The 16,614-nt window shown below is 35.3% G+C and carries 16 protein-coding genes; 9 read left to right on the top strand and 7 right to left on the bottom strand.

Annotated elements, in window-relative coordinates; translation table 11 throughout:
• Window positions 1-29: 29 nt before the first annotated feature.
• On the top strand, window positions 30-851 hold the full coding sequence (locus IRZ80_RS04265) for a helix-turn-helix domain-containing protein (RefSeq protein WP_194640321.1): 822 nt from the start codon (window positions 30-32) through the stop codon (window positions 849-851).
• 40 nt (window positions 852-891) lie between these two features.
• Here the strand turns inward: IRZ80_RS04265 and IRZ80_RS04260 are convergent, their stop codons facing one another.
• The 7 genes from IRZ80_RS04260 to IRZ80_RS04230 all read right to left on the bottom strand — a co-directional run bounded on the left by IRZ80_RS04260 (window position 892) and on the right by IRZ80_RS04230 (window position 6,709).
• Complete coding sequence (locus IRZ80_RS04260) at window positions 892-1,632, bottom strand: DUF5131 family protein (RefSeq protein ID WP_194640320.1); 741 nt, start codon at window positions 1,630-1,632, stop codon at window positions 892-894.
• Window positions 1,633-1,651: 19 nt separating this feature from the next.
• Window positions 1,652-2,002 carry an MmcQ/YjbR family DNA-binding protein gene (locus IRZ80_RS04255; protein WP_194640319.1) on the bottom strand — a complete coding sequence of 117 codons (351 nt, stop codon included), beginning with the start codon at window positions 2,000-2,002 and terminating at the stop codon, window positions 1,652-1,654.
• Between the two features lie 26 nt (window positions 2,003-2,028).
• Entirely contained in the window at window positions 2,029-2,397 is a 369-nt protein-coding gene (locus IRZ80_RS04250) for an MmcQ/YjbR family DNA-binding protein (protein WP_194640318.1), read from the bottom strand.
• An 82-nt stretch (window positions 2,398-2,479) separates the two neighbouring features.
• Window positions 2,480-3,376 carry a helix-turn-helix domain-containing protein gene (locus tag IRZ80_RS04245; protein WP_194640317.1) on the bottom strand — a complete coding sequence of 299 codons (897 nt, stop codon included), beginning with the start codon at window positions 3,374-3,376 and terminating at the stop codon, window positions 2,480-2,482.
• A gap of 8 nt (window positions 3,377-3,384) precedes the next feature.
• A complete protein-coding gene (locus IRZ80_RS04240) occupies window positions 3,385-4,242 on the bottom strand; it encodes an SDR family oxidoreductase (protein WP_194640316.1) in 858 nt (285 codons plus the stop codon).
• Between the two features lie 18 nt (window positions 4,243-4,260).
• On the bottom strand, window positions 4,261-5,367 hold the full coding sequence (locus IRZ80_RS04235) for an alkene reductase (RefSeq protein WP_194640315.1): 1,107 nt from the start codon (window positions 5,365-5,367) through the stop codon (window positions 4,261-4,263).
• A gap of 448 nt (window positions 5,368-5,815) precedes the next feature.
• On the bottom strand, window positions 5,816-6,709 hold the full coding sequence (locus IRZ80_RS04230) for an SDR family oxidoreductase (protein ID WP_194640314.1): 894 nt from the start codon (window positions 6,707-6,709) through the stop codon (window positions 5,816-5,818).
• 178 nt (window positions 6,710-6,887) lie between these two features.
• On the opposite strand from IRZ80_RS04230, the gene IRZ80_RS04225 reads away from it, so the two are divergent.
• From IRZ80_RS04225 to IRZ80_RS04190, 8 genes are all read left to right on the top strand, one after another.
• Window positions 6,888-7,220, top strand: coding sequence for a winged helix-turn-helix transcriptional regulator (locus tag IRZ80_RS04225; RefSeq protein ID WP_194640313.1), 333 nt, complete (start codon window positions 6,888-6,890; stop codon window positions 7,218-7,220).
• A 159-nt stretch (window positions 7,221-7,379) separates the two neighbouring features.
• Entirely contained in the window at window positions 7,380-7,997 is a 618-nt protein-coding gene (locus tag IRZ80_RS04220; protein ID WP_194640312.1) for a TetR/AcrR family transcriptional regulator, read from the top strand.
• 52 nt (window positions 7,998-8,049) lie between these two features.
• The gene (locus IRZ80_RS04215; RefSeq protein WP_228520800.1) at window positions 8,050-9,387 is read left to right on the top strand and encodes a TolC family protein; all 1,338 of its coding nucleotides are present in this window, start codon (window positions 8,050-8,052) and stop codon (window positions 9,385-9,387) included.
• 11 nt (window positions 9,388-9,398) lie between these two features.
• Entirely contained in the window at window positions 9,399-10,439 is a 1,041-nt protein-coding gene (locus IRZ80_RS04210; protein ID WP_194640311.1) for an efflux RND transporter periplasmic adaptor subunit, read from the top strand.
• 12 nt (window positions 10,440-10,451) lie between these two features.
• A complete protein-coding gene (locus IRZ80_RS04205; protein WP_194640310.1) occupies window positions 10,452-13,517 on the top strand; it encodes an efflux RND transporter permease subunit in 3,066 nt (1,021 codons plus the stop codon).
• A gap of 69 nt (window positions 13,518-13,586) precedes the next feature.
• Window positions 13,587-14,357: an SDR family NAD(P)-dependent oxidoreductase gene (locus IRZ80_RS04200; RefSeq protein WP_194640309.1), complete on the top strand. Its 771-nt coding sequence runs from the start codon at window positions 13,587-13,589 to the stop codon at window positions 14,355-14,357.
• A 304-nt stretch (window positions 14,358-14,661) separates the two neighbouring features.
• Window positions 14,662-15,480 (top strand): SDR family NAD(P)-dependent oxidoreductase, encoded by an 819-nt coding sequence (locus IRZ80_RS04195; RefSeq protein WP_194640308.1) that lies wholly within the window; start codon window positions 14,662-14,664, stop codon window positions 15,478-15,480.
• 60 nt (window positions 15,481-15,540) lie between these two features.
• Entirely contained in the window at window positions 15,541-16,437 is an 897-nt protein-coding gene (locus tag IRZ80_RS04190; RefSeq protein WP_194640307.1) for a helix-turn-helix domain-containing protein, read from the top strand.
• The last annotated feature ends 177 nt before the right edge of the window (window positions 16,438-16,614 follow it).

Here is a 16,614-nt window from a genome sequence, read left to right as displayed (position 1 = left end):
GTTGAGCCTTATTTTTTTACCTTTGTATTATGGCAACAAAACAAATCAATAAAAACGCTGAAATTGTTTTCAGCTGCAGCGGATCTACTCGAAACAATACCGAAATGATTGCGGAGGAACATTGCGTTGTTCGGGTGCTGTCGGGCGAATTAAAAGTTATTCAGTTAAATAAAACCTATGTTTTTGGGTTGGGCGAAACGCTTCTTTTCCCAAGAAATCAACTATCTACATTAATAAAATCCGATAAAGACGGCCTGCCTTACAGAGCCATTGTGGTAAAACTGACACAGGATGTTTTAAGGGCATTTTACGAACAAAAAAAATTGCAAGCCACTCTGGTTTCTAAAACCGATTACATCATTCCGTTGTCCCAAAGTCCTTTGCTTGACAGTTTTTTTGCTTCGATCTTGCCGTATTTCGACCTAAACTACAAATTGCCGCAAGAGCTTTCCCAATTGAAAATTCAGGAAGCGATTACCGTTTTGCGCTCCATAAACAAAGATATCGACAACATTTTATCTGACTTTTCAGAACCTCATAAAATCAACCTTGTCGAATTTATGGAACGTAATTATATGTTCAATATGCCAATAGAAAAATTTGGTTACCTGACCGGGCGAAGTTTGACCACTTTTAAACGTGACTTTAAAAAGGCTTTCAATACAACACCACAAAAGTGGATTACCCAAAAGCGACTGGAACTAGCCCGTTTTCAAATAACTGAAAAAAAGAGAAAACCTATTGATGTTTTTTATGAAGTGGGTTTTGAAAACTTATCCCATTTCTCATTTGCCTTCAAAAAACAATTTGGTAAAAGCCCTACGGAGTTTTTAAATAGCAATCTGCGATAATCAGTTAAAATCAGTTTAATTTGTCTGCCAATCTCAATGATTAAACACTTAAATTGGATTCTGAATTGAAGTTTAATTTTGCTTTTCGAGCTTGAGAAGATTGAAGTTTTCTTGGTATTTTATAGCTTTTACTTTCTTTTACAAACAAGGTACCTGTTTGTTTAAAAATGAAAGAAACATTATTTTCTACACAGGCATTTCTAATTTCGATTATCCAATTATAATTGCAAACACGAGCATTATCACCAGATTCGCCCCCCACAACAACTTGTTCTATCCAATCGCCTTTTAAATGCTGTGAGAGATCGATAGTTCCTAAAAGAGGTTCACAAATGATTCCCTTTTTTGCGAAGGGTAATTTTTTAAATGTTGGGAGCCGTAGTTCTGCCTGTTTTTGGTTTTCAACAGAACAATAAAGCTTTACATTGTCATAACCAGAACCCCAATCATTTGGAAGGCATTGTTGTACTCGGTCTATCCGTTTTGTTGCCATTGAAAAAGTGAGGTCTTGGCGAAGTTTTATCATTTTCCAAGCCTCATCACGCCAATCGTCTGCTTCTTCTATAAAAAAATCAGAAGTGAAGCAAGTCCACACGTGTTCGCCAGAAGGTATTTTGTAGCTTTTGTCCCTTTTTCTTTTTAAAGGTAAATCAAAATTTCGGGTCTTGTACACATTTTTACTGTCGATACCGTATAAGGCATCTCTCCGAAAAACGTAGCAATTTTTACATCCTTCAGTGATTTTAATGCATCCGTGCCATAAATTCCAGATAACCGACATAATTTATTATTCTCTAATTTTATTTATTTCCCTTTGCCCCGCCTTTTGCAACTAATTGATATGATTTTTCAACTAAATCCTTTATAATTTCGTCAGGAACATTGCCTTCAAGACTAACATTAATCCAATGTTTCCAACTCAGATTGAATGGTTTTTCAAAACCTTCCTGTTCTCTGAGTTCTTCAATAGTTTCAGGATTACATTTTATAGTGCAATAATCGAATCTATCAATATCAAAAAAACAAAACATTTTCTTTCCTGCATAAAACACTAAGATAGCTCGTGAATTCTTAAAAAAACCTTGAAAAGGCATTCCGTCGTGCGTATCAGGAAAGGATAAACAGTATGCTCTAAATGTTTCTATATCCATTATTATTTGACTTTTGCTACATTAATCTAATTTAAGCTTTCTTTTTGCTTTTTTGATAGACCATCAATTATAAGGTTATGTGATTTTTGTACCAACTCTTTAATTTTGTTATCTGGAACATCTGTATTGAAATATACTGAAATCCAATGTTTGTGATTCATATGATAGCCGGGGCGGATGCTGTCGTATTGAATGCGTAATTCTTCAATTAAATCGGGTTCTGATTTTAGAACGCAGAAGTCAAAAATCTCAATATTTACAAGGCAAAACCATTTATCACCAATGGAGAAGACAAGTAAATTACGATCGTATTGACTTGTTGCTTTTCCAAATGGCATTTTTTCAGTCACACCATTTAGAGATAGACAATATTTTCTAAAATCCTCAACATTCATATCTTATTGCTTTTAGATTTAAACTACTTCTTTGACAGCACTTTTTTTCATAAATATGCTACAAATGACCGCTACATTTTGTTCAATTCAAAAACCGCTCTCTGTATTCGGTGGGCGTTTGTCCTACTTCTTTTTTGAACAATCTTGAAAAATACGGAGCATTTTCAAAGCCCAATTGATAGGCTGTTTCTGCTACGGTTTTATCGGTACTCATTAATAAATTTTTGGCTTCCATAACCAATGCTATGTGTATGTGTTCCAAAGCTGTTTTGCCTGTTTCCTGTTTCAGTAAATCGCTCAAATACCTTGGCGATAAGTTTAATTGTCCTGCCATATATTTTACGCTTGGCAAACCGTTTTTTTGAAAACTTCCATTTTCAAAATAAGCAGTCAAAACATTTGTAAATTTTGAAACCGTTGTGCCTGAAAGAACTGCTCTGTTTAAAAATTGCCGTTTGTAAAACCGCTGCGAATATTTCAAAATAGAATCAATATGAGTAATCATTATATCTCTACTAAAATCATCCTGATTATTGTAATATTCCGATTTTATTTTATTGAACAAGTCCCAAATAATTTCCTCCTCTTTTGGTGATAAATGAAGGGCTTCGTTTACTTCGTAATCAAAATATCCGTATTTTTTTATTTCGGAATAAAGATTAGAATTGAATAAAAAATCCTCGTGAATATATAGTAAAAATCCTTTTTCAGCATTTTTTAAATTAGCCATTTTTATTTTCTGATGAGGCTTTACAAATGCCATTGAACCATTGTCGTGGTCATATTTAGTTTTGCCATAAGAAAGAGTACCTGTTTCAAATTTATTATATGAAATGCCATAAAATGCCATTGTAAACTCTTTTTCCACAAAGGGGCAATCTTCGGCTTGTTCAAAAGTTAATACCCCCAATAACGGATTTTCTGGAGGCGAGAATCCGTTAGCTTTAAATAATTCACTTATGGTTTTATAATGTGTCATAGATTTTATTATTTTTTTGCAAATTTCGCTACCGTTATTGTTGGCTTGCCCAATTCGTCCCAAGTTTTTTGAGCTTCAAAAATTTCTTTGTTGCTGTTCATTACCGATATTAATGGCACAACATATCGTAAAGGCTTTATAAACAAAGATAAAAATTTAGCTATCCCGATTGGTAATTTTGCAATCGTTAATTTTTCTTTGGTATGGTTTTCTACAAAAATTTTGGCTGCTTCTGTTGTAGTTAAAGGTTCCAAGCCTTGTACAGCATATTCTCTATTCAATGATTTTTCAGTTTTAAAAGCATTTGCTACTTGTTTACCAAAGTCTTCGGCATCTATCCACCATGATTTTTCATTGGATGTTCCGATGATGTTTACCTTATTTCCATCTCTCATTCCGCCATTAAAATTTTGCATAAAATTGGCAGGATAAAATATGGTATATGGAATACCCGCATTTTTAATTTTTTGAACCGCTTGTTTTTTGGCATTCATCACCCACCAATCGCCTTTGTAGTTTCTTGCCAAAAACGAGGATAAAAATCCAACTCGTTTTACAGATGATGTTTTAAGGGCAGTAATAATATTATCCACGCCACCTGCTTCAGGATTAAATCCGTTTTCGGTATCGTTAGGACCTGAAGATATACTGATGTAAACCGCATCTGCATCTTTTATTGCTTTGGAAATGTTCGATACGTTTTTGAGGTCGCCTTGCACAAAATGTACACCCGATGGAAAAATATGTTTTTCTTTTTCAATGTTTCTTACAAAAGCTGTTACTTCAAAGCCTGCTTTTATCAATTCTTTGGTTACAGGAGTACCTATCATTCCTGTTGCTCCAATTACTGTTATTTTCTTAATCATTGTTTAATTTTTTAAAATTTAGATGGAGTTAGAAACTTCAGTCATTTTCGGATAATCAGTATACCCCTTTTCTCCGGAAGTATAAAAAGTGTTTGGGTCAGGTGCATTAAGTACAGCATCGGCCTTAAAACGTTCAACTAAATCAGGATTCGCGATAAAGGGAACTCCAAACGCTGCTAAATCTGCATCGCCAGATGCTATAACTTTATTGGCAGTTTCTTTTGTATAGCGGACATTTGTGATGATAGTACCTTTGTAAAATCCACGGAAATGTTTTGCTACGTTTTGAATAGCTAAACTCACATTAGATACATCTGTAAAAGGCTCTGTAAGATGGATGTATGCTAAATTATAATCATTTAATCGGTTTGCAATATAGTTATACAAAGCAATAGTCTCATCATCAGCTTCAATGCCCATAATTCCGTGAATTGAAGGGTTAAAACGTATTCCTGCTTTTGATAGATCAATTACGGTTTTTAATTCGTCTAGTATTTCAAAAATTATACGAGCTCTGTTTTCTATAGACCCTCCATATTCATCTGTCCTATGATTTGAGTTTTTATGTAAAAATTGCTGTAACAAAAAACCATTGGCACTGTGTATTTCAACACCATCAAATCCAGCCTCAAAAGCATTGATTGCTGCTTGTTTGAAATCTTTTATGGTTCTTTTAATATCGGCAATGGTCATTGCCTGTGCTTCTACCGTATCCTTAAACCCCTCAAAAGTAAATACCTGTTGGTTGGGATTAACAGCCGATGGTCCAAGTGGTTTGTTCCCGTTTTGCAAATCAGGATGGGAAATAGCCCCTGTATGCCATAATTGGGCAAAAATACTTCCTCCTTCTTGGTGTACAGCTTGGGTAGTTAATTTCCAACCTTCTATTTGCTCTTTTGAATAAATGGCAGGTACATTTATATAACCAACGGCTTCGGGACTGATGAAAGTTCCTTCTGTAATGATTAATCCTGCCGATGCTCGCTGTCTGTAATATTCTGCGATAAGTTCTGTGGCAGCGTTTCCTTCATTATCAGCTCTAGAGCGGGTCATAGGTGCCATTACGATACGATTTCTTAATTGTAACCCATTTAAATTGTATGGTTCGAAAATTGTCTTGCTCATTATTTTATTTTTTATGATTATTTAATGTTGCAAAACTACTATCGAAGTTATTCTGGCTAGTTATACAAAAGTGGGAAGGTGTGATACGTTTTTACGGAGGTTTTGTAGGATGATGATTTTGGTCGCGAAGTTTGTAATGTTAACGCTAACACCCAAAATATTATGCACGGCTCAAAAACTTTAAATTAATTAGCTGGCAGAATAAGACCTATACAAATTACAATGCTATGTAAAAAGGCTGACTTTACCTTGTTCCAAGATTTCAAAACAAGTTGCTTACATTTATTTCAGGCATAAAATAATCAAGAATAAATATTCACCCCTACAATTAAAAAGGTGGTCTTGATTTTACAATCCAATAGAATTGAAAAAATCAAAATCACCTTTGCTATCAAGTTAAAATTTGCATTAACTTTAATTGTTACCTCTACAAAAGTTATTACCTTTTTTAGGAAAAATACGCTTTATTCTCATTTGCCCATTGCACCAAAGGTGTCATTTGCACGGGCAGTTTCTCTAAAATCTCATTCATCTTTGGATTGAATTTTGGAGGAAACTCTGTTGCATTTTGAAGGCTTTCATAGTACGAAGTTACTCCTGCTGCACCTGCTTCACCTACAAATGGTTTTAATATATCACCAAATTCTTTGGCAGGTTGCGTATAATAAACAACGTTTTTACCCAAACCTTTAGAAAATTGTTCAGCCAAATCATTCCCTTTTAAATTTTCTAAACCACTTATTTGGAATGTATCCGCTTTTAGTTTGTCATTGTAAACTGCTTCTACAACAAAAGCACTTACATCTCTAGATGCTATCCAACCAATAGGCATAATCTCTGGAGTAGGATAAGCGAGTTTCATTTCGTTTTTTATAAAAGGTGCACAAAAAGGCCCCATCATATTTTCCATATAAATAGTGGGTTCAATTATCACATACTCCAATCCACTATTTTTTAGATACTCTTTTATGTCCAACTTTACATCTTCGCCAGGGATTCCTATTTTTTGCGGAGCTAACCAACCACTTGTGTTCCAAACGATTTTCTTTACACTATTTATCTTAGCTGCATCAATCACATTTTTAGCATATTCCAAGCCATCAAATGGATTGGGCAAAGAAACAGGAATCATAAAAGCTATCGCATCTATGCTTTTGGTAATTTCCAACATTTTATTGGCATCACTCATATTAGCCAAAATAGGTTTTGCACCTGCTTGACTTAATTTTTCAAAACTTGCAGCAGAACTTGTAGCTGCAAATACTTCTGCTCCTTTTTTGATCCCTTCAGATATTACATTGAATTGTTGTGAGCCTGAAGCTCCAAATACTAAGATTTTCATTTTTTTACGTTTTTATGTTATTAAATTGTTTTTGATTAGTCATTGCATCCTAATCTATTTGCTTGTTTCTAGTTGTTTTTTAAAATTACTTGCACAAAAGTATTGTGTTACTTACTTTTGTACAAGTACTTACCTAAAAGTAAAGTACCTACTATACAGTTAGAATAATTGAATATCAATGGGAAAAAAATCTAAAATAATTTTACCTTGTGATGAAAAGTGTCCTGTGAGAGCCTCTTTAACACTTCTTAGCGGTAAATGGACTTTGTTGATATTGTTTCAAATCAACAAAAAAGTGATGCGATATGGCGAACTAAAAAGGGCTATACCCGGTATTAGCGAAAAAATGCTGATACAAGAATTGAATATGCTTGTTGAAAATAAACTAGTCAGTAAAAAAGCCTATCCCGAAATTCCACCAAAAGTTGAGTATACTTTAACTGAATTGGGGTTAAAAACTTTGCCAATTGCAGATAAATTGGCTGAATTCGGTTTAGAGAATTTAGTCTGATTATATCAGTTGGATTTCTTAAGAATCCTAACAGTAATTAAAAATTGGTCTTCAAAAACACAGTAAAATCAAGAGATTTTGTTACTGTGTTTATTTTTTTATAAAAAAAATGAACGTTGTTCAAAAATAAAACATATCTTTGTGAAATAATTTCAAGGTATGAGTATAGTTGACAGAAAAGCAAGGGAAAAAGAAGCACTGAAAGCATTGATTTTAAAAGGTGCAAAAAAACTTTTTATAGAAAAGGGTATTGAGCAAACTACCATTCGAAATATTGCTGACGAAATTGACTATAGTGTAGGTACGGTATATGTTTATTTTAAAGATAAGAATGCCATTCTGCACGACCTGCACTCCATAGGATTTCAGGAATTGGGAGGGTATTTTGAAGAATTGTTCAGCATAGAAGATCCAATGGAACGATTGCGAAAAATGGGTTTTACCTACATAAAATTTGCCTTGGAAAATCAAGAAATGTATGATTTGATGTTTAATCTTAAGGCACCTATGGAATTTTTGGAAAGCTCCGAAAATAAAGATTGGGATGAAGGTGCGGTAACTTTTGGCCGTGTTAAAAAAACAATTGAGGAATGTATTAATAAAGGGCATTTTAAGGGACATAATATAGAACCGCTTTCGTTTATGGTTTGGAGTTTGGTTCACGGTATGTGCTGTCTTGAAATTCGTCAAAGAACCAAAGGCGTAAAATTCACAAATCCCGATACGATCTTACTTGATGGCTATAATGAGTATTTAAAAATAATAGATCGACTATAAATTTTTTTGTTCAAAAAAATGAACAATGTTCAATTAAAAAACAATGTATATTATGATAAAAAATGCAGTAATTCTAACGGTAATCTTACTCGGATATCAAGGATATTCACAAAGTAAGTTAGACGGCTACATAGAAACCGGACTAAAAAACAATGAAGTAATAAAGCAACACCATTTTGACATCAACAAAAGTGTGTATGCTCTTAAGGAAGCACGCTCTTTGTTTTACCCCACAGTTTCCTTAAACGGGAGCTATACAAGGGCTGAAGGAGGAAGAACGATTGATATTCCCGTAGGCGATATGCTCAATCCGGTGTATAACACGCTGAATCAGATGACGAATTCCAAAGCGTTTCCAACCTTAGAAAATCAGTCGGTTTTAATCAATCCTAATAATTTCTATGACGCGAAGATTCATACAACAATGCCCTTGCTGAATTTCGAAATTATTTATAATGAAAGGATTAAAAGTCAGCAGGCATCACTGCAACAGATTGAATTGGAAATTTATAAGAGGGAGTTGGTCAAGGAAATAAAAATTGCCTATTACAAATACCTTCAGTCCATTGAAGGAATTAAAATTTATCAAGATGCCTTGGCATTGGTCAAAGAGAATCAAAGGGTAAACCAATCTTTATTCAAAAATGACAAAATCAACCGTACCGCAGTTTTACGAAGTGATAACGAGGTAATACGGATTCAGGCAAATCTAGAAACGGCAAAACAAGTCAGTAATAACGCCAAATCGTACTTCAATTTTTTGCTCAACGAAAAATTGGATTCCAATATTGAAACAGATGACAATGAGACTTTACCCATTGATGCCGTTACAGAAAATACCCAAAACAGGGAGGAATTGCTAAAACTGACTCAGGTTAAGGAATTAAATGAAACGGTTGGTAAACTTACGCAATCGCATTGGTTTCCTACAGTAAGCGGATTTGCCGATTTCGGTTTTCAGGACTTTGATTTTGATGTGAACAAAGATTCACAATATTATTTCGCAGGATTAGGTTTGCAATGGAATATTTTTTCCGGAAACAAAAACAAATACAAACTCAAACAGGTTGAAGAAGATACTAAAAAAATAAGTTCCCAAACTGATAATGTAAAACAGCAATTACTGCTTCAGTTTCAGGTAGGGCAAAACAATCTAAAATCGGCATTGGAACAATTTTACGCCAATAAAAACCAAAAAGAATCCGCCAAAAAATACAATGATGACATCACCAAATTGTATAAAGAAGGACAGGCTATTTACATTGAACTTCTCGATGCCCAAAATCAGTGGGTAAATGCCCAACTTAATACCAATATTGCGCTTTATAATTCGTGGATTGCTTATGCCGAATTAGAAAGAGCCAATGCCACTTTTACTTTAAAAAACTAAAAATTAGAACAATGAAGAAATTAATAATTATCCTATTCGTACTACCGCTTTTTTATTCTTGCAAAGAAGAAAAAAAAGAACAGAACCCTTTTGAAAATGCCGATGTTATTTCGATTAAAACAGAAACGGCTCAATCATTGGCACTTGCAACTAACATAAACGCATCCGGCTTGGTGAAAACGGAAAATCAAGCCAATTATGGCTTTAAAATTGGTGGTGTTGTCAGTAAAATTTACGTAGAAGAAGGTCAGTTTTTCAAGAAGGGACAACTTCTTGCCACTTTAGATGAAACCGAAATCGGTTCGGGCTTGAATCAATCGGATCTGAATGTTAAGAAATTCGAGCGTGATTATACGCGTACCTTAAACCTTTACAAAGACAGTGTTTATACTTTGGAACAGCTTCAAAACACAAAAACGGGTCTTGACATTGCCCGAAAGCAGAAAGATGCCATTGCATTTAATGCCCGTTATGCAAAAATTTATGCCACTGCCGATGGTTTTGTTACTGCAAAAATTGCCAATACAGGTGAAGTGGTTGGTGCCGGATCTCCAATTTTGGCCATAAACGAAACAAGTAAAAACAACAATTACCTGTTAAAAGCGGGCTTGACTGATACCGAATGGGCTGCGGTGAAAATTGGCCAAAAAGCGGTTGTCACGCTCGATGGTTATCCGGATAAACACTTTGACGCTTTTGTCTTCAGGAAATCACAAGCTGCCGATGCTGCATTAGGTTCGTTTCAGGTAGAGCTGAAATTGGATATGAAGAACAGCAGACCGGCCGTGGGTATGTTTGGAAAAGCAGAAATCAAGGCCGAAAAAGTAGAAGACCGCATCATCATTCCCTATAATTCACTTATTGAAGCCGACGGAAATAAAGCCTTTGTGTTTGTCGTAGAGAATAACAAAGTAAAACGTCAGCCTGTTACAATTGCTAAATTTGAAAATAACAAGGTATTTATCAAGGAGGGACTTCACCAAACGGATCAGATTGTTATTTCAAACAGTGCTTATCTCAACGAAGAATCAACTATCAAAATCATTAAATAACCGAGAATAGTAATGAAAATCACAAACTTTTCAGTTAAGAATTATCAGTTTGCACTGATTATCTTTCTTTTGGTTGCCGTTGTAGGGATTCTTACCCTATTCACGATGCCAAGATCAGAAGACCCCGGAACGCATCCGCCACAATATTTGATTACGGTTATTTATCCCGGAACGAGTCCAAAAGATATGGAGGAACAAGTCGTAAAACCAATCGAAAACAAGATTTACGGATTGGAAAATATCGAAAAAATACTCACAACCGTTGAAGATGGTGTAGCCGCTTTTCAGGTAAAATTCAAATATGGAGTGGATGTTGACAATAAATATCAGGAAATCTCCACCGAAATGAATGCCCTAAAAAACAGTGAATTGCCAAAAGATATTTATATGATTAAGACGGAGAAAATTTCGTCTTCGGATGTAAAAATTCTTCAGGCTGCTTTGGTTTCAGAAAATGCATCCGACAAAAAACTGCGCGATGAAGCCGATGAACTAAAGACAAAGATTGAAAAAATAACCAATCTCAAGGACGTAAAATACAGCGGCATTCCGGAACAGGAAATCCGCGTGGATTTGAATTTGGAAAAATTGGCACAACTGAAAATTCCATTGAACATAGTAATGGGAAGTTTACAAAGTGAAGCTGCTGATATTCCCGGCGGAAGTATCGATTTGGACACCAAAGTATTCAACGTAAAAACAAGCGGTAAATTTAAAAATGCGGATGATGTTGCCAATACCGTCGTTTACAATGCTAATGGAAAAATCATTTATATGAAAGACGTAGCCGAAGTGAGCTACAAATCTGAAGTGGTAAATCACATTACAAGAATTAACGGACACCGATGCGTTTTGGTCACCGCCGGAATGAAGGATAATGTAAACATTAGCGATGTACAAAAGCAGTATTTACCAATTGTAGAAGAATTCTCCAAAGATTTGCCTCCTAACATTAAACTAATCAAGAATTTTGATCAAGCCGATATGGTATCAAAACGTTTGGGGCATTTAGGTTTTGACTTTGCATTGGCCATTCTTTTGGTTGTCATTACGTTGGTACCTTTAGGTTCAAGAGCATCACTTATTGTTATGATATCCATTCCTTTATCATTGGCTTTAGGATTAATTGCAATGAATGCTTTAGGGTATTCCTTAAACCAATTGAGCATTGTTGGATTGGTTGTCGCTTTAGGATTATTGGTCGATGACAGTATTGTGGTTGTCGAAAATATTGAGCGTTGGCTGCGTGAAGGCCATTCAAAAATGGATGCCGTTCTAATGGGAACCAAACAAATAGGAATTGCAGTAGTAGGATGTACGGTAACTTTGGTTATTGCCTTTTTGCCGTTGGTCTTTCTTCCCGATATGGCAGGCGAATTCATCCGCAGTTTACCAATGGCGGTTATTACAAGTGTTTTGGCTTCAATGATTGTAGCTTTGACATTGGTTCCGTTTTTGGGAAGCCGATTTTTAAAAACACACGAGCACGGTGAAGGAAACATTTTTCTTCAGTATTTGCAAAAGTTTCTAACAAGAGCCTACAGGGATATTATGCCAAAAGCATTGAAATTCCCAAAAATTACGATTGCTGTTTCCCTGTTTTTAAGTGTGATTGCTTTTGGATTGTTTTCGGTAACCGGATTCAAATTGTTCCCGAATTCAGAAAAACCAATGTTTCTTATCAATATTAAAATGCCGCTTCAGGCTAATATTTCGGAAAGTGACCGAGTGACAAAAATCGTAGAAAAAGAATTGAAAAACCACAAAGAAATTGTGTATTACACTTCAAATGTGGGAAAAGGAAATCCGCAGATTTATTACAATGTGCATCCACAGGACAGGAAATCAGATTTTGCCCAAATATTTGTACAGTTGGAAGATGAGGCTACGCCTACCGAAAAGACGGCTTTAATTGAAAAATTGCGCGACAAGTTCAAAACGATGCCTTATGCCAAAGTAGAGGTGAAAGATTTTGAGCAAGGAACGCCGTTGGAAGCCAATATCGTCGTAAGGATATTTGGCGAAGACCAAGACGTTTTACGAAAATTATCGGCTCAGGCAGAAAGTATTTTGCGAAATCAAAGAGGCACGGTTTACCTCAACAATGAGCTGAATACGTATAAAACTGATGTCAAAGTAAAAATCAATAAAGAAAAAGCAAGAACATTGGGCGTACTGACAAGCGAGGCCGACAAAGTGATCCGACTTGCGGTAGCAGGACTAACCGTTGGCGATTACATTGATGATCGCGGCGATGCAAGAAATGTGACCATTACTCTCCCAAGGGACAAGTTTTCCAAATTGGGCGCATTAAAAAGTTTGTACGTAAATAACATTCAGGGAACTCCAATTGCATTGAATCAAATTGCGACCATCACTTTTGAAACGGCACCCACAGCTATCAACCATTTTAACAAATCTCCCTTTTCAAAAGTTTCGGCTATGTCTGCAAAAGGTTTTTATGCCAATGATTTGTTGGTAGAAATTATTCCGAAATTAGACAAATTAAAAATGCCAAAAGGATATTATTACAAACTTTCGGGAGAAAAAGAGTCCGAAGGCGATGCGTTGGGAGGCAATTTCCTGTCCGTAATCATATTGAGTGCTTTTTTATTTATAGCCGTTTTATTACTGCAATTTAAAACGTTCAAGGGAATTATCATCGTACTGTCTATCATTCCGTTGGGAGTTCTTGGAGGTGTATTGTTTTTATTGGTGACAGGCAACCCAATGTCGTTAGTATCCATTATCGGTTTTATCGGACTGTCCGGAATTCAGGTGAAAAATTCCCTTCTTTTGGTCGATTTCACCAATCAATTGCGACAAGAAGGAAAGTCCATTGACGAGGCGATTGCCATTGCTGGTGAAACCCGTTTTCTTCCGGTAGTACTGACATCCATTACGGCAATCTGCGGATTGATTCCTTTGGCACTGAATTCCAATCCTCAAATATCTCCGTTGGCGATTGTATTGATTGGCGGTTTGATAAGCTCTACCATCCTGTCAAGAATTGTAACCCCGGTAATGTATAAACTGATTCCTCCATCTTTGGAAAAATCTAACGATAGTATTAACTAAACCGAGAGCTAGACTTATGATGAGTCTCTTTCTTAAATTATATTGAGCAACATAATAAAACTAAAAAAAATGGAATTAAAAGATAAAAAAGTACTAATTACAGGTGCTAGTGGAGGCATCGGATTAGAAGCTGCCAAATTGATGGCTGCAAAAAATTATGCAGTAACACTTGTAGCAAGAAGTGAGAATAAATTAAATGAAGCCAAAGCGATACTTCATGGAAATAACCACTCAGTACTAGCAGCGGATTTAAACAACTCAAAAGATTTGGTTAGGCTGTCTGAACACATTAAATCAGAACGTTATGATGTCCTAATTAATAATGCAGGTGCTGGAATGTACGGGGAATTTATCAATATGCCGCTTCAGGAACAAATAAATGGTATGCACCTTAATATGGATGCATTGGTAACACTGTCTTACGCTTTCCTGCAAAACGCAAAAAAGGGAGACAGTCTGGTAAATGTGGCTTCACTTTTAGGACATTCTTCTTTTCCGGGAGCAGCTGTTTATGCAGGAACCAAAAGCTTTGTTGCTAATTTTTCCGAATCCTTGTGGTTTGAATTTAAAAATAAAGGTATTTATGTAATGGGGTTTAATCCTGGAGCAACTAAATCAGATTTTCATTCAAATGCTGGTAAGGAAACTAATTCGTATCCCGAATTTGTATTGTCCACAGCATATGACGTAGCACAAGATTTAATTACCGGCTTGGAAAGAAAAAGTAAACCAAGAGTCATATCAGGCTGGAAAAACCGCTTAATGTTATTCAACTTCAAGTTTCTTAGCCGTGCAATGGCAATTAAAATAATGGGGCAAATAAGTCCCGGAATGAAATAAGTAATTACACCCTGTTTTATTTAATTGTAAACGAAGATGATGACAAAATAGTTTCTATAAGTAACACATACGAATTAAAAAATCATATGATAAATTCGGAGCTAATTGTTTATAAGGATGCAGGCCACGGTTCCATATTTCAAAATTATGATGAATTTGTAAAAAGCGTATTGAATTTTTGAACAATAAATCAAACCAAATTATCTTTCGTTAAAACGTTTCATTATTGCCCACTTTTGTATCATAACCGTTATCAATAATTGACGGAGATTTGCCTTGATAGTAAAACAATAAAATTATTACAATGAAAAAAACAATTTTTATTACAGGAGCATCCCGTGGATTCGGAAGAATTTGGACAGAAACTTTTTTAAAACGTGGCGATAATGTTGTAGCAACAGTAAGAAATACAGATTCATTAAAGGAATTGTCAGCTGAATTTCCCGAAAATCTATTGGTTCTGCCATTAGATGTTACGGATAAAAAAGCCTCTTTTGATGCTGTTGCAAAAGCAAAAAGCCATTTTGGAGTAATCGATGTATTAATCAACAATGCTGGTTATGGACATTTTGGTGCCATCGAAGAATTGGAAGAACAGGAAATCCGTACGCAGTTTGAAACCAATGTTTTTGGATTAATTTGGGTTACACAAGCAGTTATACCAGTAATGCGTGAACAAAAATCAGGTCACATCATTCAGGTTTCTAGTGTTTTGGGAGTTATTGCATTGCCTACTTTAGGGATTTACAGTGCTTCTAAATTTGCTGTTGAAGGTTTAACTGAATCTCTGGCTGCAGAAGTTACTAGTTTCGGAATCAAAGTCACCCTCATAGAACCAAATGGTTATGCAACCGATTTTGGCTTATCTTCTGCAATACAAAGTAAACCACTGGAACAATATGATATTGTGAGAGCAGCTCTTCAGGAAGGAAATAAAGAAGAAGATTATGGCGTGCCTGAAGCGACTTCAGAAGCTGTTTTAAAACTGATAGATGCAGAAAATCCTCCGTTAAGATTGCTTTTAGGCAGGGCTGGTGTACAATGGACTAAATATGCTTACGGAGAACGGTTAAAAACATGGGAGGAATGGCAGGAGGTTTCTGAAGCCGCACACGGAAAATAAAGTTTAAATTTGCAGAATCCGATTCGTCGGGTTCTGCTTTCTTTTTTAAAACGATATCAAATGAATCATTTCGATACAATAAGCGGTTTTACTCAGGCCATTGGACTTAAACTTCCTGAGCATCCGTTATTCTGCATTTCACATGGCACCAAATTTACTTGTACTGGTGCTAATGATGTAGAATTTACTGCCGATTTTTATATCATCGGTTTCAAAAAACTAGAATCTGGAAGTGTCCTCTATGGCAAAACAAAATATGATCATGACTCTGGAAAAATGTCATTTATCAAGCCACACCAAAAAGTGGCATTTAAAAATATTCGTTTAGAAGAAGATTGCTTCATGATTATTGTTCACGAGGACTTTTTTGCAGGCAATATACTCCATCACGAAATAAAGAAATACAGTTTTTTTGAATATGATGTTAATGAGGCGCTGCACCTTTCCCCTAGCGAGGAGGAAACCATTTGGAATATAGCTCTCACGATGGAAAAAGAATACCACAATAATACCGATGACTTCAGTAAGGCCATTATTCTCAGCCACCTTAGTACCTTGCTTAAATATGCACAACGCTCTTACAAAAGACAATTTATTAATCGGGAGGAATTAACCGGAGCCACATTTACAAAATTTAATAACATACTCTCCTCCTATTTTCAAGATAGAGAAAACACTGATTTTGGTCTTCCTACAGTTAATTATATGGCAGAAAACCTCCATGTATCTTCGCGGTATTTGACTGATCTATTGAAACAGGAAACCGGGAAAACCGCTTTGGAATTGATTCACCTTTATCTAATTTCAGAAGCAAAAAATTTATTAAAAGAAGGAAAAATGAATATTGCAGAGATTTCGATTTCGCTGGGATTTGAAAACGCTACCTATTTTTCCCGTTTGTTTAAAAAAGAGGTTGGGATTTCTCCTAATATTTTCAGAGAACAACAATTGAATTGATCTATTTAATGCAAAAAACATAAGCTTTCAAACAAAGAAAAAGCATTTCTAATTTGAAAACTTATGTTCTTAATCAAACTGTAAAATTAAGTTCCTTTTAAATTGATATTTAACTGATTAATTATTACATCAAGAACACCAATACTCTGATTTAAATATACTAAAGTTTCAACAAAA

This window comes from Flavobacterium sp. HJJ, from assembly GCF_015351475.1.
GTDB classification, from domain to species: Bacteria; Bacteroidota; Bacteroidia; order Flavobacteriales; family Flavobacteriaceae; genus Flavobacterium; species Flavobacterium marginilacus.
The sequence above is the reverse complement of the archived record's forward strand: the minus strand, read 5'-3'. Positions and strand labels throughout refer to the sequence as shown.